We start from the raw sequence: 25,465 nt of genomic DNA, 5'->3' as shown, positions 1-25,465 counted from the left end.
GTCAGTCGCGCAGCGTCCGTTCGGTGAGCTGCAGGAAGGCGTCCTCGATGCGCGCGTGCGCGCCGCGCAGCGTGGCGATGTCGCCGTGCATGACGACGCGGCCGCGGTCGAGCAGCAGCGCGGCGTCGCAGATGCGCTCGATCTCCTCCAGGTAATGCGAGCTGTAGAGGACGGTCACGCCGCTGGCGCGCAGCGCGGCGATGCGCTCGAGCAGGAAGTTGCGCGACTGCGGGTCGACGCCGGCGGTCGGCTCGTCGAGCAGCAGCAGGCGCGGCCGGCCGAGCAGGGCGATCGCGAAGTTCAGGCGCCGCTTCAGGCCGCCCGACAGCGTCTCGGCGCGCCTGCGCAGGTGTGCGCCGAGGTCGGCGGTGGCGATCGCCGCCGCGCGGCTGGCGGCATCGGCGCCGGGTGTCAGCTTCGCGAACAGCCGCAGGTTCTCGTCGACGCTCAGCGCCGGATAGAAGGCCAGCTCCTGCGGCGCGAAGCCGAGCAGCGGGCGCAGCGCGTCGATCTGCGCCGGCAGCTCGGCGCCGGCGACCGTCAGCCGTCCGGCGTCCGCGCGCTGGATGCCGGTCAGCAGCGACATCAGCGTGGTCTTGCCGGCGCCGTTCGGGCCGAGCAGGCCGAATACGCTGCCGGCGGCGACGTCGAAGTCGATGCCGGCCAGCGCCGGCTGTTCGGCGCCGCGGTACAGCTTGGTCAGGCCACGGGCGTGGATCACGTTCGAAGGTTCGGCGCTGGGGTCCGGGCGACAGGCCGCCGGCGGCGCTGGCGGCGCGGCGGGCGGCATCGGACAATTCAGTTCGTTTTCGTTCGCCGGTCTGATCACGATGTGCCGACGTCTGCCGTTCATTTTGCCAGTTCTCGCTGCCGCGCTGGCGTGCGGCTCGTCGCAGGCGGGCGAGCCGGCCCCGGGCGCCGACGCGCCGCGCCGCCAGGCCCTGGAGGCGCGGCGTGAGCAGCTGGCCCGCAAGCGCGAGGCGCAGTTCCGCGCCGCCGACCGCGACGGCGACCGCGGCCTGTCGCGCGAGGAACTGGCGGGCTCCGGACTGCCGCGGGTGCTGCTGCAGCGCTTCGACGCGATCGACCGCGACGGCGACGGCCGCCTGAGCCCGGAAGAACTGCAGGCGCTCGATCGCGAGCGTCTCGATTCCGCGACAGTGGGAAATGCAGTGGCCGGCCAGACACCGTGATGCTGATCCGGCGGATATGCAATGCCAAAACCTGATCGCTATAATCCCGGCCCCCAATAGGTCCGCCGCGCTCACCGACGCCGTGACTGAAACCTCCGTCGGGAGTCCGTACAGGGCTTACGGAATCCGTTTCTTTCACCCCGTGAGGAATGTTGCAAATGACGCGCGAAGAGCAGATCAAAGCCCTTGAGCAGGACTGGGCGAACAACCCCCGCTGGAAGACCGTGAAGCGTGCCTACTCGGCCGCCGACGTCGTCCGCCTGCGCGGCTCGCTGCAGATCGACTACACGCTGGCCAAGCGTGGCGCCGAGAAGCTCTGGAAGGCGATCAACGGCGAAGCCAAGAAGGGCTACGTCAACGCCTTCGGCGCGATCACCGCCGGTCAGGCGATGCAGCAGGCCAAGGCCGGCCTCGAGGCCGTGTATCTGTCGGGCTGGCAGGTCGCCGCCGACGGCAACACCTCGGAAACGATGTACCCGGACCAGTCGCTGTACGCGTATGACTCCGTGCCGACGATGGTCCGTCGCATCAACAACACCTTCAAGCGCGCCGACGAGATCCAGTGGGGCAAGGGCGTCGGCCCTGGCGACAAGGACTTCGTCGACTACTTCCTGCCGATCGTGGCGGACGCCGAAGCCGGTTTCGGCGGCGTGCTGAACGCCTTCGAGCTGATGAAGAACATGATCGCCGCCGGTGCCTCGGGCGTGCACTTCGAAGACCAGCTCGCGGCCGTCAAGAAGTGCGGCCACATGGGCGGCAAGGTGCTGGTGCCGACGCAGGAAGCGATCGAGAAGCTGGTCGCCGCGCGCTTCGCGGCCGACGTCATGGGCGTGCCGACGATCGTTCTGGCCCGCACCGACGCCGAAGCGGCCAACCTGCTGACCTCGGACCACGATCCGAACGACAAGCCGTTCCTCACCGGCGAGCGTACGCAGGAAGGCTTCTACCGCGTCAAGAACGGCCTTGAGCAGGCCATCTCGCGCGGCGTCGCCTACGCGCCGTACGCCGACCTGGTGTGGTGCGAAACCGGCACGCCGGACCTCGGCTTCGCGCGCGAATTCGCGCAGGCCGTGCTCGCCAAGAACCCGGGCAAGCTGCTGTCGTACAACTGCTCGCCGTCGTTCAACTGGAAGAAGAACCTCGACGAGAAGACCATCGCCAAGTTCCAGGACGAGCTGTCGGCGCTGGGCTACAAGTTCCAGTTCATCACGCTGGCCGGCATCCACATCAACTGGTACAACACCTTCCAGTTCGCGTACAACTACGCGCGTGGCGAAGGCATGCGGCACTACACCGAGATGGTGCAGGAGCCGGAGTTCAAGGCGCGCGAGCAGGGCTACACCTTCGTGTCGCACCAGCAGGAAGTCGGCGCCGGCTACTTCGACGACGTGACCACCGTCATCCAGGGCGGCTCGTCGAGCGTCAAGGCGCTGACCGGCTCGACGGAAGAAGAGCAGTTTCACTGACGAAGCGGGCGGCGTCGAGGAATCCCACGCCGAACGTGTGAAACCCTGACGCTGTCAGTGTTCGTGCTGAAACCCGGAAAGGGCCGCCTCGTGCGGCCCTTTCTGTTTCCGGCCGACACGAACGATACGAAGCGGAGATTTCGCACGCGGACGGTCGACGGTGCGTCGCGGCGCCGGTGGTAGCATCTGCGCGCCGTCACCGCCGGCGACGCACCCGAGGCCTGTTAGCGCGAATGGCGTCGCTGCGGCCGAGTCCGTTTTGCCGCAGCGCAAGGAACAAGAAGCGACATGCACTGGATGTACACGAGCGACCAGGCCGTTCGCGAAGCGAACGGCCTGCGATGCGGCAAAATCAATTGAGGGGAGCCGGTTCCTTCGAGGCGCCGTCTGGCGAACCGCCGCGCGGCGCGGCAGGCCGCTGCCTGGGTATCGCCCGGGTGCGCGGCCCGCGCCTTTTTCTTGGCCGGGGACCCGGAGCCTGGCGGCTCGCCGGGCGTCACGACAGCGACGCTATCGGCGTCGACAGGCCCTAGGAGGGATACATGCGGCTGCTCAAGTTCCTGGTGCTGGCGACGCTCGCCGCCGTGATCGCCGTCGTCGCGATCGGTCTGGCGCTACCCGATACCGTGCATCTGGAGCGCTCGATCGCCGTGCGTGCCCGCCCCGCGACGGCCTACGTGGCGCTGAACAGTTTCAGGCGCTTCCAGCAATGGTCGCCATGGGCCGGTCTCGATCCGAACACGCAGTACACAGCCGAAGGGCCGCTCTGGGGCGTCGGCGCCAAACTCAGCTGGAGCAGCGAGCACCCGAGTGTCGGTCACGGCAGCCAGGACATCGTCGCCGCGGTGCCGTACCGCGAGATCCGCAGCCGGCTGGTGTTCGGGGGCTTTGGCAGTGACAGCGAGTCGACGCTGACGATCGCGCCGGACGGCGACGGCGCCCGTATCACCTGGAGCTACGACAGCCACCTCAACGGTGACCTGTTCGGCCGCTATCTGGCGCTGAAGCTCGACGACTGGGTCGGCGCCGATTACGAGCAGGGCCTGCAGCGGATCAGGACGATGGTCGACGCACTGCCCGACGTCGGCGCCGATCCGCTGGCGACGATTGCGCTGGTCGAGGTGCCGGCGCAGACGCTGGCGCTGGTTTCGGGCGAGGTTCGGGGTTCGAGCGACGAGGCGGTGCGGGCGGCGCTGGCCGCCGCCTATGCGCGCCTGCGTGCCGCGCTGGCGGCAAAGCAGATCGAGGTCGTCGGTCCGCCGCTGGCGATCACCCGTCGCTTCGATGAAGCGACGCGCGACTGGCGCTTCGACGCGGCGTTGCCGGTCGCCGCCGCGCCGGCCGCGGCGGGCGACGAAATGGTCCGATTCGTGCAGGGCTACGCCGGCCCGGCGCTGCGGCAGCGCGTCGTCGGAGCGTACGACCGGATCGGCCCGGCCTATGCGGCGCTGCAGGCATTCAAGCAGGCCGCCGGGCTCGCCGATCACGGCGATGCCTGGGAGCGCTATCTGAGCGATCCGGCGTCGACGGCGGCCGAACGGCGCCAGATGGAGATCGTCTGGCCGGTGCAGTAGGCCGCCCCTGCGGTCGCGATGCCGGCCCGCGCTGCGGGCCTTCCGTTTTTGCCGCGAGGCTTGTGCGGCATTCAGGTTGAGAGTTGTCCGATTCGTTCTATCATGGATGTCATTCTGGGAGGGGATGATGATTCGAATCATGCTGGTCGACGATCACCGTCTGGTGCGAGCGGGCCTGCGCCGAGTGCTGCAGGAAACCGCCGACATGGAGGTGATCGCCGAGGCGAGCAGCGGGGAGGAGGCCCTCGAGCTGGTGCGCAATCAGGCGCCGGACGTGGTGCTCATGGATATCAACATGCCGGGCATCGGCGGCCTCGAAGCGACCCGGCGCATGATCCAGCGCAATGCCGCGATCAAGGTAATCGTGGTGTCGATGCATCTTGAGGAGCCGTATCCGAGCCGCATGCTGGCGGCCGGCGCCGCCGGCTACATCAGCAAGGACTCGGCGGCCGAGGAAGTGGTCGCCGCGATCCGCCGTGTGCACAGCGGCGGGCACTACGTGGCCGCCGACGTCGCCGGCAACCTCGCCGCCAGCCTGGTCAAGGGGCCGGGCGGGGCGTCGCCGTTCGACCAGCTCTCGCAGCGCGAGACCCAGGTCATGCTGATGGTGACCAAGGGCTATTCGACGCAGGAGATCTCGGATCGCCTGCATTTGTCGCCGAAGACCGTCAGCACCTATCGCTACCGGCTGTTCGAGAAGCTCAACGTCTCCAACGACGTCGAGCTGACGCGCATGGCGATGCGTTATGGCTTGCTCGAGGACAAGGCGGAGCCCTCCGCTTAAACCGGGCGCGGCGCTCCAGTACCATGACGGCGCCCGAGGGCGCCGTTTTCATGTCCAACGATCGTTTCGACCACCGCAGTTTCCTCCAGCAGCTGACGACGCAGCCCGGCGTGTACCGCATGTTCGGCGCCGGCGACGAGCTGCTGTACGTCGGCAAGGCGCGCAACCTCAAGAAGCGCGTCGGCACCTATTTCCTGCGCGCCAGCGGCAATCCGCGCATCGAGTCCATGGTGTCGCAGATCCGCCGCGTCGAGGTCACGGTGACGCGGACCGAGGACGAGGCGCTGCTGCTCGAAGCCAACCTCATCAAGGAGTTCGGGCCGCGGTACAACGTCATGTACCGCGACGACAAGAGCTATCCGTACGTGCGCTTCTCGGCGCATCGCTATCCGCGGATCAGCTATTACCGCGGCGCCAAGACCGGGCACGACCGCTATTTCGGCCCGTTCCCGTCGGCCAGCGCCGTGCGCGAGACGCTCAACACGCTGCAGAAGCTGTTCCAGCTGCGCCCCTGCCGCGACAGCTTCTTCGCGCACCGCGACCGGCCGTGCCTGCAGCACCAGATCAAGCGCTGCTCGGCGCCCTGCGTCGGCCTGATCGGCGAGGCCGATTACGCCGGCGAACTGCACAAGGCCGAGCGCCTGCTCGAAGGCAAGGCCGACGAGCTGGCCGGCGAACTCGCGGTCGGCATGCAGAACGCTGCCGACCGACTCGATTTCGAACTGGCGGCACGCCTGCGCGATCAGATCGCCGCCCTCAAGCGCGTGCGCGAAAGCCGCGTCATCAGCGGCGGCGCCGATGATCTCGATCTGGTCGTCGTCGCCGAGCATGCGTCGTCGAGCTGCGTGGTGGTGATGAGCGTGCGCGATGGCGTCAACCTCGGCCATCGCAGTCATTTCCCGCGCCACGCCGCGCATACGCCGCCGGGGGAACTGCTCGAGAGCTTCATCAGCCAGCACTACCTCGAACAGCCGGCGCCTCCGGAAATCCTCGTCAGCCATGCGGTCGACGAGCAGGAACTGCTCGAAGAAGTGCTCGGGCGGCGGGCCGGACGCAAGGTTTCGATCGGCCAGCCGCAGCGCGGCACCAAGCGTCGCCTGCTGGAGATGGCGCTGAATACCGCTGCGCAGGCGCTGTCGACGCGTCTCGTCGAGGCGGCGAGCATGGATCAGCGTCTGATCGAGCTGCAGCGCGCGCTCGAACTCGACGCGCCGCCGCGTCGCCTGGAGTGCTTCGACATCTCGCACACCATGGGCGAGAAGGCGGTGGCGTCCTGCGTGGTATTCAACGAGGAAGGGCCGCTGAAGAGCGCCTACCGCAAGTTCAACATCGACGGCGTCACGCCCGGCGACGATTACGCGGCGATCAAGCAGGCCGTGCAGCGCCGCTTCGCGCGGCTCAAGAACGGCGAGGGGCAGGCGCCGGACGTGCTGTTCATCGACGGCGGCCAGGGCCAGCTCAATGCCGCGCTCGAAGCGCTCGACGAGCTGGAGATCGGCGATCAGCGCGTGGTGGCGATCGCCAAGGGACCGACCCGGCGGCCGGGCCTGGAGGAACTGCTCCTGCCCGAGCGCGAGCACGGCCTGACGCTGCCGCCGGACTCGCCGGCGCTGCACCTGATCCAGCGCATCCGCGACGAGGCGCATCGCTTCGCGATCACCGGCCATCGCGGCCGTCGCGACAAGGCGCGCGTCAGCTCCGGGCTGGAGGCGATCGAAGGCCTCGGCCCGGCGCGGCGGCGCGCGCTGCTGAAGGCCTTCGGCGGACTCGCCCAGCTCAAGCGCGCGTCGGTCGACGATCTGGCGCGCGTCGACGGCGTGTCGCGCACGCTGGCCGAGCGGGTTTACGCTCACTTCCACTGATCGTTACTATCGCGGCTGACTTGCCTGCCGCGGCGAAGGAAGCAAACGGTGCGTCTCAATCTGCCTCTGGTCCTGACGATGCTGCGCGTCGCCGTGATCCCGGTCGTGCTGGGCCTGTTCTATGTCCCGTGGGCGCACGCCCGGCAGGTCGCCACCGTGCTCTACGCCGCCGCCGCGATCACCGACTGGCTCGACGGCTATCTGGCCCGACGCTGGAAGCAGACCACCAAGTTCGGCGCCTTCCTCGATCCGGTCGCCGACAAGCTGCTGGTCGCCGTCTGCCTGGTGATGCTGCTGCGCGACGCCTACGTGCAGAACAGTCCCGCCGATCTGCTCGGCGTGCTGGTCGCCATCATCATCGGCCGCGAGATCACGATCTCGGCGCTGCGCGAGTGGATGGCGGAGCTCGGCGCGCGCACCAGTGTCGCGGTCAGCTGGGTTGGCAAGTGGAAGACCGCGGTGCAGATGACCGCGATCGGCATGATGATCTGGCAGACGCGCACCTTCGGCATCGCCTGGTACGAGCTCGGCTACTGGCTGCTGTTCGTGGCCGCCGCACTGACGATCTGGAGCATGGTGATCTACCTGCGCGCCGCCTGGCCGATGATGCGGGAGAGCGGCGAATAGCCCTTCGCATCAATTGACGAAAAAATGACCTAATAAAATGCTTGACTTAGGTCGTCCGGTCTCTAAAATACGCGTCCTCGATGCGGGAATAGCTCAGTTGGTAGAGCGCAACCTTGCCAAGGTTGAGGTCGCGAGTTCGAGCCTCGTTTCCCGCTCCAAATCGAATAACCCCGGCGGTGCAGACCACGGGGTTTTTTGTTAGTCGAGTCGCTGGGCCGTTACAATCTCGGCCCTTCACGACCATGGGGCTAGGTGGCAGAGTGGTCATGCAGCGGACTGCAAATCCGCGTACGCCGGTTCAATTCCGACCCTAGCCTCCACTTTAATTCTTTGCCCGAGTGGCGAAATCGGTAGACGCAGGGGACTTAAAATCCCCCGGCCTCGCGGTCATGCCGGTTCGAGTCCGGCCTCGGGCACCAGCTCTGCGCCGCCGACGAATCACCCTGCCGACAACGTCGGCATCCAGATGCCTGCGCGGGCAGGCATATCCCGCAAAACCGGGGCAGGAGAGCCTCCCGCCCTCGGATGACGGCCGGGAGCGCGACACAAGCCCGATGCCTGCGTCGCGGCTTCCTGCCTGAGTGGCCTCAGCTGATGTGCTTGCTGACCAGGGCGGTCATCTCGAACATGCTGACGCTGGACTTGCCGCCGAAGATCTTCTTCAGCTTCTCGTCGGCGTTGATCTGCCGCTTGTTGACCTTGTCCTGCAGGCCGTTCTTCTTGATGTAAGCCCAGAGGTTCTTGGTGATCTGGCCGCGCGGCTGCGGCTTGGCGCCGACGATCTCGGCGAGCATCGGGCTCGGCGTCATCGGCTTCATGAGGGCGGCGCTCGGCTTGCGCTTGGCCTTCTTCACCGCCTTCTTGGCCGGGGCCTTCTTCGCCGCCACCTTCTTCACCACCTTCTTGGCCGGGGCCTTCTTCGCCGCCGCCTTCTTCACGACCTTCTTGGCCGGGGCCTTCTTCGCCGCAGACTTCTTCTTCGCAGTCGCCATCCAACACTCTCCTCGATGAAAACCCGATACGGGCCTGGCTATCGTAGGAGAAGTGCATCTGCAACGCTATTGGAATCGGCGTGTCACGAAGGCTTTGCCGACAGGCGGTGGCAGCGGCCCGAGTTGACAGCCGCAGACGGGCGGGGCAGCGCGTTAAGCTGTGGGCGCGGGTTCTGGTCGCCGAGGCAAGCCCGGCGGCTTGATGCAGATCATGGGCGTAGTGCCGCGCTTCACCTCTACTGCCCCGATACGAAACGTCGCGTCGTGCGCGATCATCAACCGGTAGCACCGTTTTCCGGGCCTCAGCATGTCGAACGACGAACACTCCTCTGCGGCGGAACGCTCCCGGGATATCGCGGCGGCGCGCAGTGCCGGATGGCTGGGCGCGGTGCTCGACGGCATGCCGAACGCGGTGATGCTGGTCAATGCAGATGGTGGTATCGAACTCGCCAACCATCGCGCCGCGCGCCTGTTCGGCTATGACGCGGCCGAGCTTCGCGGCCTGTCGATCGACAGGCTGGTGCCGGAGGACAAGCGTGCCGCGCACGCGACCGACCGCGCGCGCTTCATGCGCAGCCCCGGCACCCGCGAGATGGGCGCCGGTCGCGAACTGTTCGGCGTGCGCAAGGATGGCAGTCGTTTGCCGATCGAGGTCGGGCTCGACGTCCTGCGCTCCGGCAGCGAAGTCATGGTGCTGGCCTCGATTTTCGACGCCAGCGAGCGTCATGCGGAACGGCGGCGGGCCGAGGAAGCGTCGGCGCTGGCGCAGTCGATCATCGACTCGGCGGCGTTCCCGATCATCGCCACCGACATCGACGGCCGCGTCCTCGAATTCAGTCCGTCGGCCGAGCGGGTGCTGCGCCTGCGCAAGGCCGAGCTGCTCGGGCATCGCCTGCCGATCGTCGTGCGCGACCAGCCGGATTCGGCGATCCAGCTCATCGAGCTGGACGAGAACGCCGAGCCGGGCCACGCGCGTGGCCGGCGCGGCGAGATCCCGTTCGGCAACGGCGAGATGCGCGAATACGTCTGGCGCTGCTCCGACGGTACGCGCGTGCCGATCCACCTGGCGATCTCCGGGCTGCGCAATCGCAGCGGCATGCTGTTCGGCTACATCGCCATCCTCTACGACCTCAGCGAGCGCAAGCGCTATGAAGAGCACATGCGCATCATCGCCGAGCAGGACGCGCTGACCGGCCTGCCGAACCGTCTGGTGCTGCATGAACGCCTCGCCGCCGCGATCGGCGCCGTCGAGCGCGAGGGCGGCCAGGTCGGCGTGCTGCTGATCGACCTCGACAACTTCAAGCGCGTCAACGATTCGCTCGGGCATTACATGGGCGACAAGCTGCTCGGCCTGGTGGCGACGCGCCTGCGCAGCTGTGTGCGCATCAACGACATGGTGGCGCGCATGGGCGGCGACGAGTTCGTCGTCGTGCTCGCCGGCATGCGGCGTCCGATCATCGCGCAGCTCGTCGCGCGCAAGATCGTGCGCGAGCTGTGCAAGCCGCTGCAGCTCGACGGGCACACGGTCGAGATTTCACCGAGCATCGGCATCTGCCTGTATCCGGACGACGCGCTCACCGTCGACGATCTGATCAAAAATGCCGACACCGCGATGTACGCGGCCAAGGAGGCCGGGCGCGGACGCTTCATGCCGTTCAGCCACAAGATGGCCGACGCCGCCAGCGAACGCTGGCGCATCGAGCACGCCATGCGGCAGGCGATGGGCCGCAACGAATTCTGCGTCGCCTATCAGCCGCAGGTCGATCTGCGCTCGGGTCGGGTCACCGGCGTCGAAGCGCTGCTGCGCTGGCCGTGCATGAACGGCATTACGACTTCGCCGGCGCATTTCATCCCGGTCGCCGAACAGACCGGCCTGATCGCACCGATCGGTGAATGGGTGCTGCGCACCGCCTGTCGCGAAATCAGCCAGCTCGATCTCGGTCGCGTGCCGGGGCTGCGCCTGAGCATCAACCTCTCGCCGCGCCAGCTGCGCGAGTCGAACATGGTCGAGATCGTCAGCGACGCGCTGGCCGACAACAACTTCGATCCGGAGCGCCTGGAACTCGAAATCACCGAAAGCGCGTTCGTCGACGACGACATCGCGCATGCCATCATGGATCTGCACGAACTCGGCGTGCGCGTGGCGATCGACGATTTCGGCACCGGCTATTCGAGCCTGGCGCAGGTCACCCGCTTTCCGCTCGACCGCTTGAAGATCGATCGCATGTTCGTGCACGAGATGGCGGCCGGCGTGCGGCACGCGGCGGTCACCGCGGCGATCATCGCCATGGGTCGACACATGAGCGTCGACGTCGTCGCGGAAGGGATCGAGACCGAGGAGCAGGCACAGGTGTTGCGCGAGCTGGGCTGCCAGGAAGGTCAGGGCTTTCTGTATTCGCCGGCCGTGCCGCTCGACGAACTGGCCGCGACGATTCACTGCATCGAAGACCGCCGGTAGGTTCCGCTGGCGCTGCGCGCCGACGGTCCGGCAGATTCGCCGCCGGAGAAGGCCGCACAAAAAAAGATGGCCGGCGTCCGCCATCGGTACGCCAGCCAGAGGAGGGCTCGGTTCGATCACGCTACGGCAGGCCCGGATGCTGGATCTCGGAGGCCGTCTTGCGGCCTGGGCGCCGTGGGTGCTCGGTTGGAAAATCTTGTTCTAAAGGTGCGGGCGGCGCATTGACCGATGTCATGGCCGCCCGCGCCGTCCCCCTTAGAAGCGATAGCCGACGCTGACGCCGTAGCCGAACGGATCGATTTCGACCGTGCCGACCGACGTGCCGTCGACCTTGGCCTTGGTGTCGATGTCGAAGTAGCGGGCGTCGACGACGACGCTCCACTGCGGCGTGAAATCGACCTGCAGGCCGACGACCGCGGCGATGCCGAACGAGTCATCGAGCTTGAGCTTGGTGCCGGCCAGCGGACCCTTGGTCTTCTCGTCGAAGAAGGTCGTGTAGTTCAGGCCGGCGCCGATGAACGGATGCCAGGTCTGGTCGAGCTGCGGATACCACACGAGCGACAGCGTCGGCGGCAGGTGGCGCGTGCTGCCGACCTCGGTGCCGTCCTTGAGTTCGATGTCGTGCTTGTACGGTGCCGCCAGCAGCAATTCGGCGGCGAACTGCGGGGCAATGAAGTACGAAACGCTGCCGGTCAGGCCGAGCGCGCCCTTGACGTCCACGGTGTCGTTGTTGTCGCTCTTCGGATCGATGTAATGCGTGCCGACGCGTGCGACCCAGTCACCACTCTCGTACGCCGGCGCCAGCGCCGAGTACGAAAGCACAGCGAGGCCTGCAGCGATCGGGAGGAGGGTCTTTTTCATCGTGATGCTCCGGTGGGTGAATACGGAGCGCAGTGTCGGCGCACGGCGAAAACCCAACATTGACGCGGATCATCGGTGCTGCGGCCAAACCCTGATCCGGATCAAGGCGGACGCATGCCCCGCTTCCCAGAATCGCGCCGCCCCCTTCTCGGTGCACGCCATGGCTTCTCGCGACAATACCGATTTCGATGCCGACCTGATCCGCCGCTACGGCGGTTCGGTGCCGCGCTATACCTCCTATCCGACCGCGCTGCAGTTCGACGAAGGCTTCGGCATCGACGCGCTGCGTGCGGCGATCGAACGCGTACCGCCGGGCTCGGCGCCGTCGATCTACCTGCACGTGCCGTTCTGCACCAGTCCCTGCTTCTATTGCGCGTGCACGCGCGTCATCAATCGCCAGCGCGAAGTGGTCGAGCGCTACGCCGATCGTCTCGCCGACGAAATCCGCCTGTGGGGCGCGCTGTGGGACGGGCAGGGTCGCGGCATACGCCAGCTGCATTTCGGCGGCGGCACGCCGACCGAGTTCGACGAACGCCAGTTCGCGCACCTGATGTCCTCGCTCGAACGCCAGTTCGGCTTCGTCGCGGACGCCGAGCGTGAGTATTCGCTGGAGATCGATCCGCGCACCGTCGACGCCGGTCGCCTGCGCGCGCTCGCCGAGCTCGGCTTCAACCGCGTCAGCTTCGGCGTACAGGATCTCGATCCGGCGGTGCAGCAGGCGATCAATCGCGAGCAGCCGCTGGCGCTGACCGCGGCGGCCGTCGAGGCGGCGCGCGCCGCCGGCATCCGTTCGATCGCGATCGACCTGATCTATGGCCTGCCGCGACAGACGCCGGCTTCGTTCGAGAAGACGCTCGCTCAGGTCGCCGGGCTGCAGCCCGACCGCATTGCGGTCTACGCCTACGCGCACATGCCGCAGATGTTCCCGGCGCAGCGGCAGATCCATCGCGACGAGCTGCCGGACGCGGGCACGCGCCTCGAACTGCTGCGCACGGCGGTCGAGGCGTTCACCGCCGCCGGTTATCGGCGCATCGGCATGGATCACTTCGCGCGGCCGGGCGACGATCTGGCGCAGGCGCTGGAGCAGGGCAGCCTGCATCGCAATTTCCAGGGCTATTCGACGCACGCCGGCGCCGAACTGATCGGCATCGGCATGAGCGCGATCAGCCGCATCGCCGATTGCTATGCGCAGAACGCCAAGCGGCTCGACGACTATCTGCAGTGCGTCGATGCCGGCCAGCTGCCGGTGCGGCGCGGGCTGCGCCTGGATGCCGAGGATCTGCTGCGACGCGATGTGATCGACCGGATCATGTGCGCCGGCGAAGTCGATGGCGCTGCGCTCGGCGCCCGCCACGGCGTCACCTTCTGGAGCCATTTCCACGCTGCGCGCGATGCGCTGCGCGCGCTTGCCGACGACGGTCTGGTCCGAATCGACGGCGAGCGCCTGCTCGTCACGCCGCGCGGCCGTCCGCTGGTCCGCAATATCGCCCGCGTGTTCGATCGTTACGCCCCGGCCATGCCGGCGGCGCGACATTCGGCCGCGATTTGATTCCGGTGCCGGAGCGACTTGACGGCGGTCAATGCCGCAGTCGAGGTCCGCTCCGACACTCCCTGCCGCAAACACCCGCGAGTCCGAGAGCCTTCCGATGAGCACAAGCGATGTCGCCGTACCGCACTACCACGACAGAGTCGTGCGGCAATTCAGCATCATGACCGTGGTCTGGGGCCTGGTCGGCATGACGGTCGGCGTGTTCATCGCCGCCGAACTGCTGTGGCCGGCGCTGAACATGGATGTCCCCTGGCTGACCTACAGCCACCTGCGCCCCCTGCACACCAACGCGGTGATCTTCGCGTTCGGTGGCTCGGGTTTGTTCGCGACCTCGTACTGGGTCGTGCAGCGGACCTGCCGCGCGCCGCTGTTCCTGCCCAAGCTCGCCGCGTTCACGTTCTGGGGCTGGCAGGTGGTGATTCTGGCTGCGGCCATCACGCTGCCGCTGGGCATGACACAGGGCAAGGAATACGCCGAGCTCGAATGGCCGATCGATCTGCTCATCGCGGTCGTCTGGGTCGCGTATGCGGTGGTCTTCTTCGGCACGATCGCCAAGCGCACCGTCAGCCACATCTACGTTGCCAACTGGTTCTACGGCTCGTTCATCATCGCCGTCGCGGTGCTGCATATCGTCAACAGCGCCGCCATTCCGATCTCGCTGACCAAGTCCTACTCGCTCTACGGCGGTGCGGTCGACGCGATGGTGCAGTGGTGGTATGGCCACAACGCGGTCGGATTCTTCCTGACTGCCGGCTTCCTCGGCATGATGTACTACTTCGTGCCGAAGCAGGCCGGCCGGCCGATCTACAGCTACCGGCTCTCGGTCGTGCACTTCTGGGCGCTGATCAGCGTCTACATGTGGGCCGGCCCGCATCACCTGATGTACACGGCGCTGCCGGACTGGGCGCAGTCGCTGGGCATGGTGTTCTCGCTGATCCTGCTGGCGCCGTCCTGGGGCGGCATGATCAACGGCATCATGACGCTGTCGGGCGCCTGGCATAAGCTGCGCGACGATCCGATCCTCAAGTTCCTGATCGTCTCGCTGTCGTTCTACGGCATGTCGACCTTCGAAGGTCCGATGATGTCGATCAAGACGGTCAACGCGCTGTCGCACTACACCGACTGGACGATCGGCCACGTGCACTCCGGTGCGCTCGGCTGGGTCGCGATGATCACTTTCGGTTCGATCTACGCGCTGATTCCCAAGCTCTGGAACAAGCCGGCGATGTACAGCGTGCCGGCCATCAACCTGCATTTCTGGCTGGCGACGATCGGCACCGTGCTCTACATCGTCGCGATGTGGATCGCCGGCGTCATGCAAGGCCTGATGTGGCGCGCCACCGAAGCTGACGGTTCGCTGACCTACAGCTTCATCGAAAGCCTCAAGGCCACCTATCCGTTCTACGCGATGCGCCTGGCCGGCGGCGCGATCTATCTGACCGGCATGTTGGTGATGGTCTGGAATGTCTGGAAGACCATCGGTCCCGCTTCTGAACCCCAGGCCGTTGCGGCGGCGGAGGCCCGCGCATGAACCACGAAAAGATTGAGAAGAGCGTCGGCTGGCTGGCCATACTGACGGCCGTCGCGATCAGCTTCGGCGGCTTCGTCGAGATCGTGCCGCTGATGGCCGAGCAGGCGAAGATGCAGCCGGCGCCGGGCATGAAGACGCGCACGCCGCTCGAAGTCGCGGGCCGCGACGTCTACATTCGCGAAGGCTGCTACAACTGCCACTCGCAGATGGTGCGCTCGCTGGCCGAGGAAGTGCTGCGTTACGGCCCGGCCGGCCAGGCCTCCGAGTCGATCTGGGACCATCCGTTCCAGTGGGGCAGCAAGCGCACCGGCCCGGACCTTTCGCGCGTCGGCGGTCGCTACTCCGACGACTGGCACCGCATCCATCTGCTGAACCCGCGCGACGTCGTGCCGGAGTCGAACATGCCCGGCTACCCGTGGCTCGCCGAGCAGGCGCTCGACGCCGAGGACGTGCAGGCCGAGATGCGCGCGCTGTCGCGCGTCGGCGTGCCGTTCAGCGAGGCTGACATCGCCTCGGCGCCGGAAGCGGTCGCCGGCAAGACCAAGCTCGACGCCCTCATCGCCTTCCTGCAGTCGCTGCGCGCGCCGGTCGCCCCGGCCGCCGCGCCTGCGTCCACCGGAGACGCCTCATGATCAGCGGTCTGGTCACTGCCACGCTATTGCTGGCCTTCCTCGGCATTACCGCCTGGGCTTACTCGGCGCACAACCGCGCCCGTTTCGAAGAGGCGGCGGAACTGCCGCTCAAGGATGACGTGCCGCTCGGCGTCGAATCGAGCCACTGCTGCCGCGGCCGGCAGAACGGAGGTCGGTCATGAGCGGATTCTGGCACTGGGTGGTCATCGGCATCACGGTGGCCATGATGGTCGGCGCGCTGTGGCTGCTGCTCGCCAACGCGCGCGGCAAGCAGGGCTCGGCCGATACCGGCCACGTCTGGGACGACGACCTGCGCGAGTACAACAATCCCTTGCCGCGCTGGTGGCTGAACCTGTTCCTGATCACGGTCATCTTCGGCGCCGCGTACCTGATCTTCTATCCGGGTCTCGGCAACTTCGCCGGCCGGCTCGGCTGGTCCTCGCAGAAGCAGATGCAGGGGGATCTCGACGCCTACCACGCGCAGCGCGACCGGCAGTTCGCCGCGTTCCACGATCTCGACGTGGCGGCGCTGGCCGCTGATCAGAAGGCGGTGGCGCTGGGCCGCGGCGTGTTCCTCAACAACTGTGCCGGCTGCCACGGCGCCGACGCGCACGGTGCGCTGGGCTTCCCGAACCTGTCCGACAAGGACTGGCTGTACGGCGGCACGCCCGAAGCGATCGTGGCGTCGATCACCAACGGCCGCGGCGGCACGATGCCGCCGTTCAACGGTGCAATCGATGCGGCGACGGTCGATGCGCTGGTGCGCTACGTCAGCCATTGGAACGACCCGAAGCTCGATCCGGCGGTGCGCGAGCGTGCCCAGAAGCAGTTCGCGATCACCTGCGCGGCCTGTCACGGTCCCGACGGCCACGGCAACCCTCTGCTCGGCGCGCCGAACCTGACCGACGACATCTGGCTGCACGGCGGCACGCGCGAGCGCATCCGCGAGACGATCCTGTTCGGCCGCCACAGCCAGATGCCGGCGCACGAGAAGATTCTCACGCCGGACGAGATTCGCGTGGTCGCCGCCTACGTCTACAGCCTGTCGCAGACGGACGCCAAGCCGTGAACGACGAGCCCGATCTCCACGCGGAAGACGAGGCACCGGCGATCGTCGCCGGTGCCCGTCGCCGGGCGCTCGGCGGCCGGCGCGAATTCCAGCAGATCAGCGCGGTGCTGTGGGCGTCGTTCCTCGGCGCCAGCGTGTCGCTGATCACGCTGCTGCTGCTGCCGGCCGAGGGCTGGCTGCCGCTGAAGACGCCGGCGCGCGTGGCGATCGGCTTTGCAGTGCTGTGGCTGCTGGCGGTGGTCCCGGCACTGATCGCCGCGGTACTGGCGACGCCGGTCGAGCGGGGGGATCAACGTGGCACACGGTGAGCAGCAGGTGAAGGAACAGCCGGTCCTGATGTACCAGTCGTCGGGCAAGGTCTATCCGCGCGACGTGCGCGGCCTGTTCGCGCGTCTGCGCGTCGCCACGGTGCTGGTGTTGCTCGGCCTGTTCTACGGGCTGCCGTGGGTCCGTATCGGCGAGACGCCGCTGGTGCTGTTCGACCTGCCGGCGCGGCGCTTTCACGTCTTCGGCCTGACCATCGTGCCGCAGGACTTCTACCTGTTGTCGGCGCTGTTGCTGGCGGCGGCGCTGACGCTGTTCTTCTTCACTACACTGGCCGGCCGCCTGTGGTGCGGCTATGCCTGCCCGCAGACGGTGTGGACCGAGGCCTTCCTGTGGATCGAGCGCGCGATCGAGGGCGACCGCCATGCGCGCATGAAGCTCGACCGCGGGCCGTGGCATGCGCAGAAGATTCTGCGCAAGGGGGCCAAGCATCTGGCCTGGGCGCTGTTCGGGCTCTACACCGGCCTGAGCTTCGTCGCGTATTTCGTGCCCGCACGCGAGCTGTTCGCCGATGCCGCGCATTTCACGCTCGGCGGCTGGTCGCTGTTCTGGGTGCTGTTCTACGGCTTTGCGACCTGGGGCAACGCCGGCTTCCTGCGCGAGCAGGTCTGCAAGTACATGTGCCCGTACGCCCGCTTCCAGAGCGCGATGTTCGATCGCGACACGCTGATCATCGCCTACGATGAGAAACGCGGCGAGCCGCGCAAGGGCATCTTCAAGAAGCTGATGCAGCAGCGCGCGCCGACCGCGGCCGCGGTGCTCGCCGGCGAGCGTTCCGAGAACGAGGTGGAGCTCGCGCCGCTCAAGCAGGGCGATTGCATCGACTGCTCGATGTGCGTGCAGGCCTGTCCGGTCGGCATCGATATCCGCAACGGCCTGCAGTACGAGTGCATCGCCTGCGCGGCCTGCATCGACGCCTGCAACGAGGTCATGGATCAGGTCGGCAAGCCGCGCAACCTGATCCGCTACAGCAGTGCCCGCCACGATACCGGCGGCGGCTTCCATATCTTCCGCGGCCGCATGATCGGGTACGGACTGGTCTGGATGGCGGTGCTGGCGGCGACCGCCTGGCTGATCTTCACACGCAGCCCGTTCGATCTCGACGTCGTGCGCGATCGCAAGCAGCTGTACCGCGAGCTGGTCGACGGCCGCATCGAGAACGTCTACGCGGTGAAGATCTCGAACAAGGACACGCATACGCGCCACTACAGCGTGCTGGCGCGTTTCGACGACGGCGGCGACGTCGAGCTGGAGCCTGACAGCCTGAGCGCCGCGCCGGGCGAGCACGTCTCGGCGACGGTCACGGCGCGGGCGCACGGCGCGCACCCGACGGTCGCCAAGCTGCATTTCGTCGTCACCGCCGACGACGCCAAGCAGTCGCGGCGCGAACGCGTCGCCACCTTCCTCTCCGACGGCCGCGATCACGACGAGGACGCCGAGGAACACGAGGGCGGGGAATCCCGTCACCACTGAAATGAAAAGAGGTATCGCGATGGACACGCCCAACGCCGTCACCACGCCGCGCCGCGGCTCGCACTACGGTCTCGAATTCGCGTTGCTGTTCCTGCTGCCGGCGGCGGTGCTGATCGCCGGGGCGGTGACGATGACGCTGGCTTTCGAGGGCGGCTTCACGCCGCTGCCCGAAACGCACGGGCCGATCGTCAATCCGCGCTGAACGACGACCGCAACCCGAAGTCACCGGAATCTTCCGCATGAGCGCGAGCGCCCTGCAGTGGCAGGTTTATGACCGTCCCGAGATGCGCGACAGCATCAGCGCACCGGCCGGCGCCGGTCAGCGCGAGGTGCTGCTCGGCCTGGACGGCATGCATTGCGGCGCCTGCGTCGCGCGCGTCGAGCGTCTGCTCGCGCCGCATGCCAGCCAGGTGCAGGTCAATCTGGCCGGGCGCACGGTGCAGTTCCGCTTCGCGCCGGAGATCGAGCCGCTGTCGTCGATCCTGGCGCTGCTTGACGGCGAGGGCTATACGCCGCGCGTCCTGGCCCAGGACGTACGGATCAACGGCGACCGCCGCGGTGCGCGCGAGCAGCTGGCCCGCATCGGCGTCGCCGTGCTGTGCTCGATGCAGGTGATGATGCTGGCCTGGCCGACCTACGGCAGCGATGCGGCCGGCATCGATCCGTCGGTGCTGCAATTGCTGCGCTGGACGCAGTGGCTGTTCGCGACGCCGTGCGTGATTTACGGCGGCTGGCCGTTCCTGGCCGGCGCGGCGCGGGCCTTGCGCGCACGCCGCGTCGACATGGATGTGCCGATCGCGGTGTCGATCGTCGTCGCTTACCTGGTTTCGGCCTGGCGCGTGCTGGCGGGCAGTGGCGAGCTGTACTTCGACTCGGCGACGATGTTCGTGATGCTGCTGTCCGGCGCCCGCTTTCTCGAAGGCCGCTCCCGCGCCAGGGCGGCCGGCCACCTGCGCCGGCTGGTCGGCATGCGCAAGCTGACGGCGACGCGGGTCGGCGAGAGCGGCGAGCAGACCGTGCCGCTGGCGCAGGTCGTGCTCGGCGATGTGCTCAAGGTTGCGCCCGGGGAGGCGGTGCCGGTCGACGGCGCGCTGCTCGATCTGGCGGCCGAGCTCGACGAGGCCCTGCTCAGCGGCGAGGCCAAGCCGGTTCTGCACCGCCGCAACGAACGCCTGCTCGCCGGCAGCGTCAATGTCGGCGCCGCGCCGCTGCGTCTGCGGGCCGAGGCGCTCGGCAGCCAGACCTGGCTGGCGCAGATCACCGCGGTGCTGCAGCGTGCCGAGCGCGAGCGTCCGCCGTTCCAGCAGGTGCTCGACCGTTTCGCCGGCGTATTCTCGCTGCTGATTCTGATGCTCGCCGCCGGCACCGCCTGGGCCTGGTGGTCGCACGACCATGAGCATGCGCTGTCGGCAGCGCTGGCGGTGCTGGTGGCGAGCTGTCCGTGCGCGCTGTCGCTGGCCGGCCCGCTGGCCTTCGCCGCCGGCAGCGGCCAGCTGGCGCGGCGCGGCGTGCTGGTCGCGCGGCCGCGCAGCCTCGGCCGCCTCGCCGATGTCGATACCGTGGTGTTCGACAAGACCGGTACGCTGACGCGTTCGCAGCCGGTCGTCGAACACGTCGAAGTGCTCGGTACGGAAACCGCCGAGCGCTGCTTGGCGATCGCCGCGGCGCTGGAGCGCGAGCTGACCCATCCGCTCGCGCAGGCGTTCCGCCGCTACGAGCAGAATCTGCCGGCACGCGAAGTGCGCAGCGCGCCGGGCCGCGGCGTCGCCGGTCTGGTCGAGGGCCGCCGCTACTGGATCGGCGCCGCCGACGGCCTGTCGGCCGGCGCCGGCGAGGCGGCGGCGACACTGCTGGCGCTGCGCGACGAGCAGCAGACGCTGGCGCGCTTCGCGCTGCAGGCGCCGCCGCGCCCGGAAGCCGCCGCCGCGGTCGCCGCGCTGCGCCGGCAAGGCATCGACGTGCGCCTGCTGACCGGCGACGCCGAGGCGCCGGCGCAGGCCCTGGCGCGTCTCGTCGGCATCACCGAAGTCCACGCCCGCATGCGCCCCGAGGACAAGCTGGAGCATGTCCGCCAGCTGCAGGCGCAGGGCCGGGTGGTGATGGCCGTCGGTGACGGCATCAACGACGCGCCGCTGCTGGCCGGCGCCGACGTCGCCTGCGCGATGCCGCAGGGGGCCGCGCTCGCCCAGGCGCGCGCCGATCTGCTGCTGGTCGACGAATCGCTGCGGGCGCTGGCCGGGGCGCCGACGCTGGCGCGCGACATCCGCCGCCGCGTGCAGCAGAACATCGGCTGGGCGCTGCTCTACAACGTCGCGGTGCTGCCGCTGGCGATGGCCGGAGCGCTGGCGCCGTGGATGGCGGCGCTCGGCATGTCGGCGTCGTCGCTGATCGTGGTGCTGAACGCGCTGCGTCTGCCGCGGCGCGGGGAGACGAACTGATGCAAATCCTGTTCCTGCTGATCCCGCTCGGGGTCGTGCTGATGGCGGCCGCCGGCGGCCTGCTGGTCTGGGCGATCCGCAGCGGCCAGTACGAGGATCTCGACAGCGTCGCCGAGAGGATGCCGGACGACGAACCGCGCTGACGCAGATCAAGGCGAAAGGGGGGTGTTCGCGACGATACTCCGCACAAACGGAGTTTTCGATGACCAACAGGACCATGCCCCCCGAGGTACGTGCCGGACTGCAGCGCCGCCGCGAGCAGTACGCCGAGCAGCTGAAGCGGCTTGAGAACGACCAGCAGCGCGTCGCCGCGCCGCTGTCGGCGGATTTTGCCGAGCAAGCGGCCGAAACCGAGAACGACGAGGTGGTCGACGCGCTGGCGCATCGCACGCGCACCGCGATCCGCCAGATCGATCATGCCCTGAGCCGCGCCGACGCCGGCCTGTGGGACGAATGCGAGCGCTGCGGCCAGCCGATCGGTGCCGCACGACACAGCAAGTTGCCGGAGGCGACACGCTGCAGCGCCTGCGCGGACGAGCGCTGAAATGTTCGAATTGGCCGTTCCGGCCATGTTCGTTGCCGGGCTCGCCACGTCTCCGCACTGCAGCCTGATGTGCGGCGCGGTCCAGCAACTGCACCTGCCGCGCGATGGACGCCGTCCGTTGCTGCTTGAGCTGTTGCCGCTGCATGCCGGCCGCATCGTCGGCTACGCGCTGCTCGGCGCCGCCGCCGGCGCCGGCGGTGCGCTGCTGACGCGGCTGTTGCCGCCGACCGGCCTGGGTCTGAGCCTGCAACTGATTGCGGCGGTCGCGCTGGTCGCCCTCGGCTGGCGCCAGCTCAGGCGGCGGGTCCCGGCCTGCTGCGTGCCGCGCACCGACGCCGGCCCCTGGCGCCGCTTCGGCCGCGGGCTGCTGTGGGCGCTGATGCCCTGTGCGACCTTGTACTTCGCGTTGTCCGCCGTCGCCTTCAGCGGCTCGTCCTGGCTCGGTGCGGCATTGCTCGCCGCGTTCGCGGCCGGCAGCAGCCCCTTGCTCGCCGCCAGCGGCTGGGCCTTCGCCGGGATGGGGCGCCTGCAGCAGGCGCCGCGCCTCGCCGGTGGCCTGATGATCCTGGTCGGCGTGACCGGCTTCGCCGCCTCCGCCGCGATGCCGGCTTTCCACGGCGGGCTGTGGTGTCTGCCGTGAGCGATTTCATTCACGGCCTCGTGCGCTGTCCCCAGTGCGGGTGTGCGGACCCGGGGCGCAACGGCGGCACCTGCGCGAATTGCGGCGAATTGCTGCCGCCGGCCGTGCAGGCGCTGAGCGCCGAAGACTTCGACCTGCGCCTCGGCGAAGCGGAAAGGCCGACGGTCGTGCATTTCTGGGCGCCCTGGTGCGGCCCGTGCTCGGTGATGGGGCCGATCTTCGCCGACGCTGCGTCCTATCGCCGCGATCTGGGTTTTGCGACCTGCAACGTCGACGAGGAGGAGGCGATCGCGGCGCGCGAGGACATCGCCAACCTGCCGACGCTGGTCTATTACGCGGGCGGCCGCGAAGTCGGGCGCATCAGCGGCACGATGCGGCTCGAAGCGCTGCTCGACTGGCTCGACCGCCAAGCGGCGGTCGCCAGAAGAGGGGTTTGAACCCCCGTTTTTCATTTCCTGGCTGCCGGCGATCCGGCGGATGAGTAAGATGGCTGCCTACCGCCTGTTCACCGTGCCCCCGCCCATGGCCAACCAGCCGCCGATCGCCGACGATCCGCTGCGTGCCCTGCTTGATGCCGCCGTCGACGCGATCATGCTGATCGACGCCGCCGGCCACATCATCGCCTTCAACCGCTCCGCCGAGATGCTGTTCGGCTACGCCGCGGCCGAGGTGCACGGACGCAATGTCAGCATGCTGATGCCGCAGCCGTATCGCGGCGAGCATGACGCCTACATCGATCGCTACGCGCACACCGGCGAGCGCCGCATCATCGGCATCGGCCGCGAGGTCGTCGCGTTGCGCAAGGACGGCACTACGTTCCCGATCGATCTATCGGTCGGCGAGTTCGTCACCGGCGGCGTGCGCGGCTACGTCGGCATCCTGCGCGACATCACCGAGCGCAAGCACCAGGAGGCGATGCTGCGCCAGACCGGCGAGGAATTGCGCCTGATCTTCGATTACGCGCCGACGGCGATGATGACCACCGATCTCGCCGGTCACGTCCTGCGCGCGAACCGGGCCTGCGCCGAGCTGTTCGGCGCCTCGGTCGAGGCGCTGATCGGCATGCGGCACTCGGATTTCGTCCATCCGGAGGACCGGCCGCGCCTGCTCGACGCCTTCGAGCGCCTGCAGAACGGCGAGGGCGAGTTCCGCCAGGAGTTCCGCTACCGTCGCCACGACGGTTCGGAGCTGCAGGCGCTGCACTACAGCGCGGCCGTGGCCGGCGAGGACGGCACGCCGGAACTGATCATCAGCGAGATCGTCGACCGCAGCGCCGTGCTCGCCGCCAACCGCGAAGCCGAAGCGCTGCGCGTGCGCCTGATGCACGCCAGCCGCGTCGGCCAGCTCGGCGAGATGGTCAGCGGCATCGCCCACGAGGTGAACCAGCCGCTGACCGCGATCGCCAACTACGCGAGCGCCTGCCGCCGCCTGCTGCAATCCGGGCAGGCGACGCCGGAAGATCTGTTCGAGCCGCTCGAGAAGATCGCGGCCCAGGCCGAGCGTGCCGGCCAGGTGATCCGCGGCCTGCGTGCGCTGACGCGACGCCAGGAGGAACAGCGCGAGCGGCTCGACGTCAACCAGCTCGTGCACGGCGTGCTGCCGCTGGTCGAGTTCGACACCCGTCAGGCCGGCGTGCGCCTGCGCGCGCATCTGGATCCTGATGTTCCGGACGTGCACGGCGACGCCGTGCAGATCCAGCAGGTGCTGCTCAATCTGGTCCGCAACGCGCTCGAGGCGATGGGCGGCGTCCGCACCAGCGACCGCATCGACATCGTCACCGCGGCGCTGGCTGGCATGTTCGTCGAGATTCGCGTCGTCGACGGCGGGCCCGGCATCAGCGCCGAGGCGGCTGCCCACCTGTTCGAGCCGTTCTATACGACCAAGCCGCAGGGCATGGGGCTCGGCCTGTCGATCTGCCAGTCGATCGCGCGCGCGCACGGCGGCGAGCTAAGCTACTACGTCAACGAGAACGCGGGCGCGACCTTCGTGCTGCGCCTGCCGATCGCCGACTGAACACCACGGGAGGGAAGCATGAGCGAGGCGCTGGTCTACATCGTCGACGACGAGGAAGCGGTCTGCGACAGCGTAGTCCTGCTCCTCAAAAGCGTGCGTCTGCCGAGCCGCGGCTTCAACGACCCGGCCCGGTTCCTCGCCGAATGGCAATCCTCGTGGCGCGGCTGCCTGCTGCTCGACGTGCGCATGCCGCGCATGAGCGGGCTCGATGTGCAGCGCCTGCTCAAGGAGCGCGGCAGCCGCCTGCCGGTCATTTTCATGACCGGCCATGGCGATGTGCCGATGGCGGTCGAGGCGATGCGCGCCGGCGCCTTCGATTTCCTGCAGAAACCTTTTCACGACGAGGATCTGCTGACCCGCGTGCGCCGTGCGCTCGACAATGACGAGAAGCAGGCGGTCTCCAACCAGCAGCGCTCCGAGATCGAGACCCGCTACGCGACGCTGACGCCGCGCGAACGCGAAATCGCCCAGCGTCTCGTCGATGGCCACGCCAACAAGGTCATCGCCCTCGAACTCGGTGTTTCCGAGCGGACCGTCGAACTGCATCGCGCCCACATCATGCAGAAGATGGACGCACGGGCGCTCGGGCCGCTGGTGCAGATGCTGCTGAACCTGCGCAGTCCGGCCTGAGAGCGCCCGGGCCCGGCCGCCTCAGGCGGCGCGGGCCAGGGTCGGCCGCGCGCGGGCAACCGGCGCGGCCGCGGAGGATTGCTCGCCGGCCTGCTGCTGCAGCGCCTCGGTATCGAGCACCTGCACGCTGTTGCCGTCGCAGGCGATCACGCCATCGAGCTGCAGGCGCGTGAACATGCGCGACACGGTTTCGGTCGCCAGCCCGAGGAAGCGGCCGAGGTCGACGCGGGTCATCGGCAGCGTGAAGCGGTCGATCTGCGCGCCGAACAGGCGGCGGCGGCGCTGCAGCTGCGCGAGCAGGAAGCTGGCGATGCGCGACTGCGCCGAGCGGCGCTCGTTCTGCAGACGCTCGTGCAGACGTTCGAATTCCTGGCCGAGGTCGTTGAACAGGCGCTCCGCGACGGCCGAGGACAGATGCACTTCGCTCTGCAGCACGTCGAGCGGCATGCGGCAGACGCGGGTCGGGCACAGCGCGACGGCTTCGGTGCCGCGCTGCATCTGGCCGAAATCATCGAGGCCGAGGGTGTCGCCCGGCAGGCGGAAAGCGACGATTTCCTCCTCGCCCTGCACCGAGTTGCGGCGCGACTTCAAGGCCCCGGACTGCACCACATAGATGGCGTTGGCCGGATCGCCGACGCGGTGCAGGCTCTGCCCGCGCTGCAGCGTGACGACCGTCACGCAGGTCGACGATGCCGCTTCCTGGACCACGGCGCCGAGGCAGGCGCCCTGGCGCATGCAGCTGCGGCACGGTTCGGAGACTTCGGTGTTGCACTGGCTCTGCGTCGACATGGTGTGTACCCCCGCT

At 68.2% G+C, this 25,465-nt stretch carries 26 protein-coding genes and 3 tRNA genes; 25 read left to right on the top strand and 4 right to left on the bottom strand.

Annotated elements, in window-relative coordinates; translation table 11 throughout:
• Nucleotide 1: 1 nt before the first annotated feature.
• Nucleotides 2-721 (bottom strand): ABC transporter ATP-binding protein, encoded by a 720-nt coding sequence (locus K343_RS20580; RefSeq protein ID WP_043112007.1) that lies wholly within the window; start codon nucleotides 719-721, stop codon nucleotides 2-4.
• A 109-nt stretch (nucleotides 722-830) separates the two neighbouring features.
• Between K343_RS20580 and K343_RS24300 the strand changes: the two genes are divergently transcribed.
• The 9 genes from K343_RS24300 to K343_RS0102055 all read left to right on the top strand — a co-directional run bounded on the left by K343_RS24300 (nucleotide 831) and on the right by K343_RS0102055 (nucleotide 7,925).
• Nucleotides 831-1,193: an EF-hand domain-containing protein gene (locus K343_RS24300; RefSeq protein WP_043111859.1), complete on the top strand. Its 363-nt coding sequence runs from the start codon at nucleotides 831-833 to the stop codon at nucleotides 1,191-1,193.
• 158 nt (nucleotides 1,194-1,351) lie between these two features.
• Nucleotides 1,352-2,659 carry an isocitrate lyase gene (gene aceA / locus K343_RS0102090; RefSeq protein WP_028006645.1) on the top strand — a complete coding sequence of 436 codons (1,308 nt, stop codon included), beginning with the start codon at nucleotides 1,352-1,354 and terminating at the stop codon, nucleotides 2,657-2,659.
• Between the two features lie 542 nt (nucleotides 2,660-3,201).
• Nucleotides 3,202-4,233: an SRPBCC family protein gene (locus tag K343_RS0102085; protein WP_028006644.1), complete on the top strand. Its 1,032-nt coding sequence runs from the start codon at nucleotides 3,202-3,204 to the stop codon at nucleotides 4,231-4,233.
• Nucleotides 4,234-4,360: 127 nt separating this feature from the next.
• The gene (uvrY, locus tag K343_RS0102080; protein ID WP_028006643.1) at nucleotides 4,361-5,017 is read left to right on the top strand and encodes a UvrY/SirA/GacA family response regulator transcription factor; all 657 of its coding nucleotides are present in this window, start codon (nucleotides 4,361-4,363) and stop codon (nucleotides 5,015-5,017) included.
• Between the two features lie 50 nt (nucleotides 5,018-5,067).
• A complete protein-coding gene (uvrC, locus tag K343_RS0102075; protein WP_028006642.1) occupies nucleotides 5,068-6,879 on the top strand; it encodes an excinuclease ABC subunit UvrC in 1,812 nt (603 codons plus the stop codon).
• A gap of 48 nt (nucleotides 6,880-6,927) precedes the next feature.
• A complete protein-coding gene (gene pgsA, locus K343_RS0102070; RefSeq protein ID WP_028006641.1) occupies nucleotides 6,928-7,506 on the top strand; it encodes a CDP-diacylglycerol--glycerol-3-phosphate 3-phosphatidyltransferase in 579 nt (192 codons plus the stop codon).
• Nucleotides 7,507-7,588: 82 nt separating this feature from the next.
• Nucleotides 7,589-7,664: transfer RNA gene (locus tag K343_RS0102065), tRNA-Gly, on the top strand.
• A gap of 88 nt (nucleotides 7,665-7,752) precedes the next feature.
• Nucleotides 7,753-7,826 (top strand) — tRNA-Cys (locus K343_RS0102060).
• A gap of 12 nt (nucleotides 7,827-7,838) precedes the next feature.
• Nucleotides 7,839-7,925, top strand: a tRNA-Leu gene (locus K343_RS0102055).
• A gap of 168 nt (nucleotides 7,926-8,093) precedes the next feature.
• Here the strand turns inward: K343_RS0102055 and K343_RS0102050 are convergent.
• The gene (locus K343_RS0102050; protein ID WP_028006640.1) at nucleotides 8,094-8,498 is read right to left on the bottom strand and encodes an SWIB/MDM2 domain-containing protein; all 405 of its coding nucleotides are present in this window, start codon (nucleotides 8,496-8,498) and stop codon (nucleotides 8,094-8,096) included.
• Between the two features lie 307 nt (nucleotides 8,499-8,805).
• Here K343_RS0102050 and K343_RS0102045 point away from each other — a divergent pair, with 307 nt between their 5' ends.
• On the top strand, nucleotides 8,806-10,956 hold the full coding sequence (locus K343_RS0102045) for a putative bifunctional diguanylate cyclase/phosphodiesterase (protein ID WP_245585093.1): 2,151 nt from the start codon (nucleotides 8,806-8,808) through the stop codon (nucleotides 10,954-10,956).
• A 255-nt stretch (nucleotides 10,957-11,211) separates the two neighbouring features.
• On the opposite strand, the gene K343_RS0102040 is transcribed toward K343_RS0102045, so the two are convergent.
• On the bottom strand, nucleotides 11,212-11,817 hold the full coding sequence (locus K343_RS0102040) for an OmpW/AlkL family protein (RefSeq protein WP_028006638.1): 606 nt from the start codon (nucleotides 11,815-11,817) through the stop codon (nucleotides 11,212-11,214).
• A gap of 160 nt (nucleotides 11,818-11,977) precedes the next feature.
• On the opposite strand from K343_RS0102040, the gene hemN reads away from it, so the two are divergent.
• The 15 genes from hemN (at nucleotide 11,978) to K343_RS0101965 (ending at nucleotide 24,660) form a co-directional block, all read left to right on the top strand.
• Nucleotides 11,978-13,366: an oxygen-independent coproporphyrinogen III oxidase gene (hemN, locus tag K343_RS0102035; RefSeq protein WP_028006637.1), complete on the top strand. Its 1,389-nt coding sequence runs from the start codon at nucleotides 11,978-11,980 to the stop codon at nucleotides 13,364-13,366.
• A 97-nt stretch (nucleotides 13,367-13,463) separates the two neighbouring features.
• Nucleotides 13,464-14,897, top strand: coding sequence for a cytochrome-c oxidase, cbb3-type subunit I (gene ccoN, locus K343_RS0102030; RefSeq protein WP_028006636.1), 1,434 nt, complete (start codon nucleotides 13,464-13,466; stop codon nucleotides 14,895-14,897).
• A complete protein-coding gene (gene ccoO, locus K343_RS0102025) occupies nucleotides 14,894-15,529 on the top strand; it encodes a cytochrome-c oxidase, cbb3-type subunit II (RefSeq protein ID WP_028006635.1) in 636 nt (211 codons plus the stop codon). Before ccoN ends, ccoO begins: the two co-directional genes overlap by 4 nt.
• Complete coding sequence (locus K343_RS20570) at nucleotides 15,526-15,711, top strand: cbb3-type cytochrome oxidase subunit 3 (protein WP_043111855.1); 186 nt, start codon at nucleotides 15,526-15,528, stop codon at nucleotides 15,709-15,711. The genes ccoO and K343_RS20570 overlap by 4 nt, the downstream gene beginning before the upstream one ends.
• Nucleotides 15,708-16,598: a cytochrome-c oxidase, cbb3-type subunit III gene (gene ccoP / locus K343_RS0102015; protein ID WP_028006634.1), complete on the top strand. Its 891-nt coding sequence runs from the start codon at nucleotides 15,708-15,710 to the stop codon at nucleotides 16,596-16,598. Before K343_RS20570 ends, ccoP begins: the two co-directional genes overlap by 4 nt.
• Nucleotides 16,595-16,906 (top strand): hypothetical protein, encoded by a 312-nt coding sequence (locus tag K343_RS0102010; RefSeq protein ID WP_028006633.1) that lies wholly within the window; start codon nucleotides 16,595-16,597, stop codon nucleotides 16,904-16,906. The genes ccoP and K343_RS0102010 overlap by 4 nt, the downstream gene beginning before the upstream one ends.
• Complete coding sequence (gene ccoG / locus K343_RS0102005) at nucleotides 16,893-18,395, top strand: cytochrome c oxidase accessory protein CcoG (RefSeq protein WP_028006632.1); 1,503 nt, start codon at nucleotides 16,893-16,895, stop codon at nucleotides 18,393-18,395. The genes K343_RS0102010 and ccoG overlap by 14 nt, the downstream gene beginning before the upstream one ends.
• A 19-nt stretch (nucleotides 18,396-18,414) precedes the next feature.
• Nucleotides 18,415-18,597, top strand: coding sequence for a hypothetical protein (locus K343_RS0102000; protein WP_028006631.1), 183 nt, complete (start codon nucleotides 18,415-18,417; stop codon nucleotides 18,595-18,597).
• A gap of 37 nt (nucleotides 18,598-18,634) precedes the next feature.
• Complete coding sequence (locus K343_RS20565) at nucleotides 18,635-20,833, top strand: heavy metal translocating P-type ATPase (protein WP_051277853.1); 2,199 nt, start codon at nucleotides 18,635-18,637, stop codon at nucleotides 20,831-20,833.
• A complete protein-coding gene (ccoS, locus tag K343_RS23795) occupies nucleotides 20,833-20,976 on the top strand; it encodes a cbb3-type cytochrome oxidase assembly protein CcoS (RefSeq protein ID WP_084615607.1) in 144 nt (47 codons plus the stop codon). Before K343_RS20565 ends, ccoS begins: the two co-directional genes overlap by 1 nt.
• A 59-nt stretch (nucleotides 20,977-21,035) precedes the next feature.
• On the top strand, nucleotides 21,036-21,377 hold the full coding sequence (locus K343_RS0101985; protein ID WP_028006630.1) for a TraR/DksA family transcriptional regulator: 342 nt from the start codon (nucleotides 21,036-21,038) through the stop codon (nucleotides 21,375-21,377).
• Between the two features lies 1 nt (nucleotide 21,378).
• On the top strand, nucleotides 21,379-22,017 hold the full coding sequence (locus K343_RS0101980; RefSeq protein ID WP_028006629.1) for a sulfite exporter TauE/SafE family protein: 639 nt from the start codon (nucleotides 21,379-21,381) through the stop codon (nucleotides 22,015-22,017).
• Entirely contained in the window at nucleotides 22,014-22,454 is a 441-nt protein-coding gene (locus K343_RS24725) for a thioredoxin family protein (protein WP_161628848.1), read from the top strand. Before K343_RS0101980 ends, K343_RS24725 begins: the two co-directional genes overlap by 4 nt.
• Before the next feature lie 49 nt (nucleotides 22,455-22,503).
• On the top strand, nucleotides 22,504-24,030 hold the full coding sequence (locus K343_RS0101970; RefSeq protein ID WP_051277850.1) for a PAS domain-containing sensor histidine kinase: 1,527 nt from the start codon (nucleotides 22,504-22,506) through the stop codon (nucleotides 24,028-24,030).
• A gap of 18 nt (nucleotides 24,031-24,048) precedes the next feature.
• Nucleotides 24,049-24,660, top strand: a complete 612-nt coding sequence (locus K343_RS0101965; protein WP_028006627.1) for a response regulator transcription factor — start codon at nucleotides 24,049-24,051, stop codon at nucleotides 24,658-24,660.
• A 21-nt stretch (nucleotides 24,661-24,681) separates the two neighbouring features.
• Here the strand turns inward: K343_RS0101965 and K343_RS0101960 are convergent, their stop codons facing one another.
• Nucleotides 24,682-25,449, bottom strand: coding sequence for a Crp/Fnr family transcriptional regulator (locus K343_RS0101960; protein ID WP_028006626.1), 768 nt, complete (start codon nucleotides 25,447-25,449; stop codon nucleotides 24,682-24,684).
• Nucleotides 25,450-25,465 lie beyond the last annotated feature (16 nt).

This window comes from Solimonas flava DSM 18980 (assembly GCF_000426685.1).
GTDB classification, from domain to species: Bacteria; Pseudomonadota; Gammaproteobacteria; order Nevskiales; family Nevskiaceae; genus Solimonas; species Solimonas flava.
This window is presented reverse-complemented; position numbering and strand designations above follow the sequence as displayed.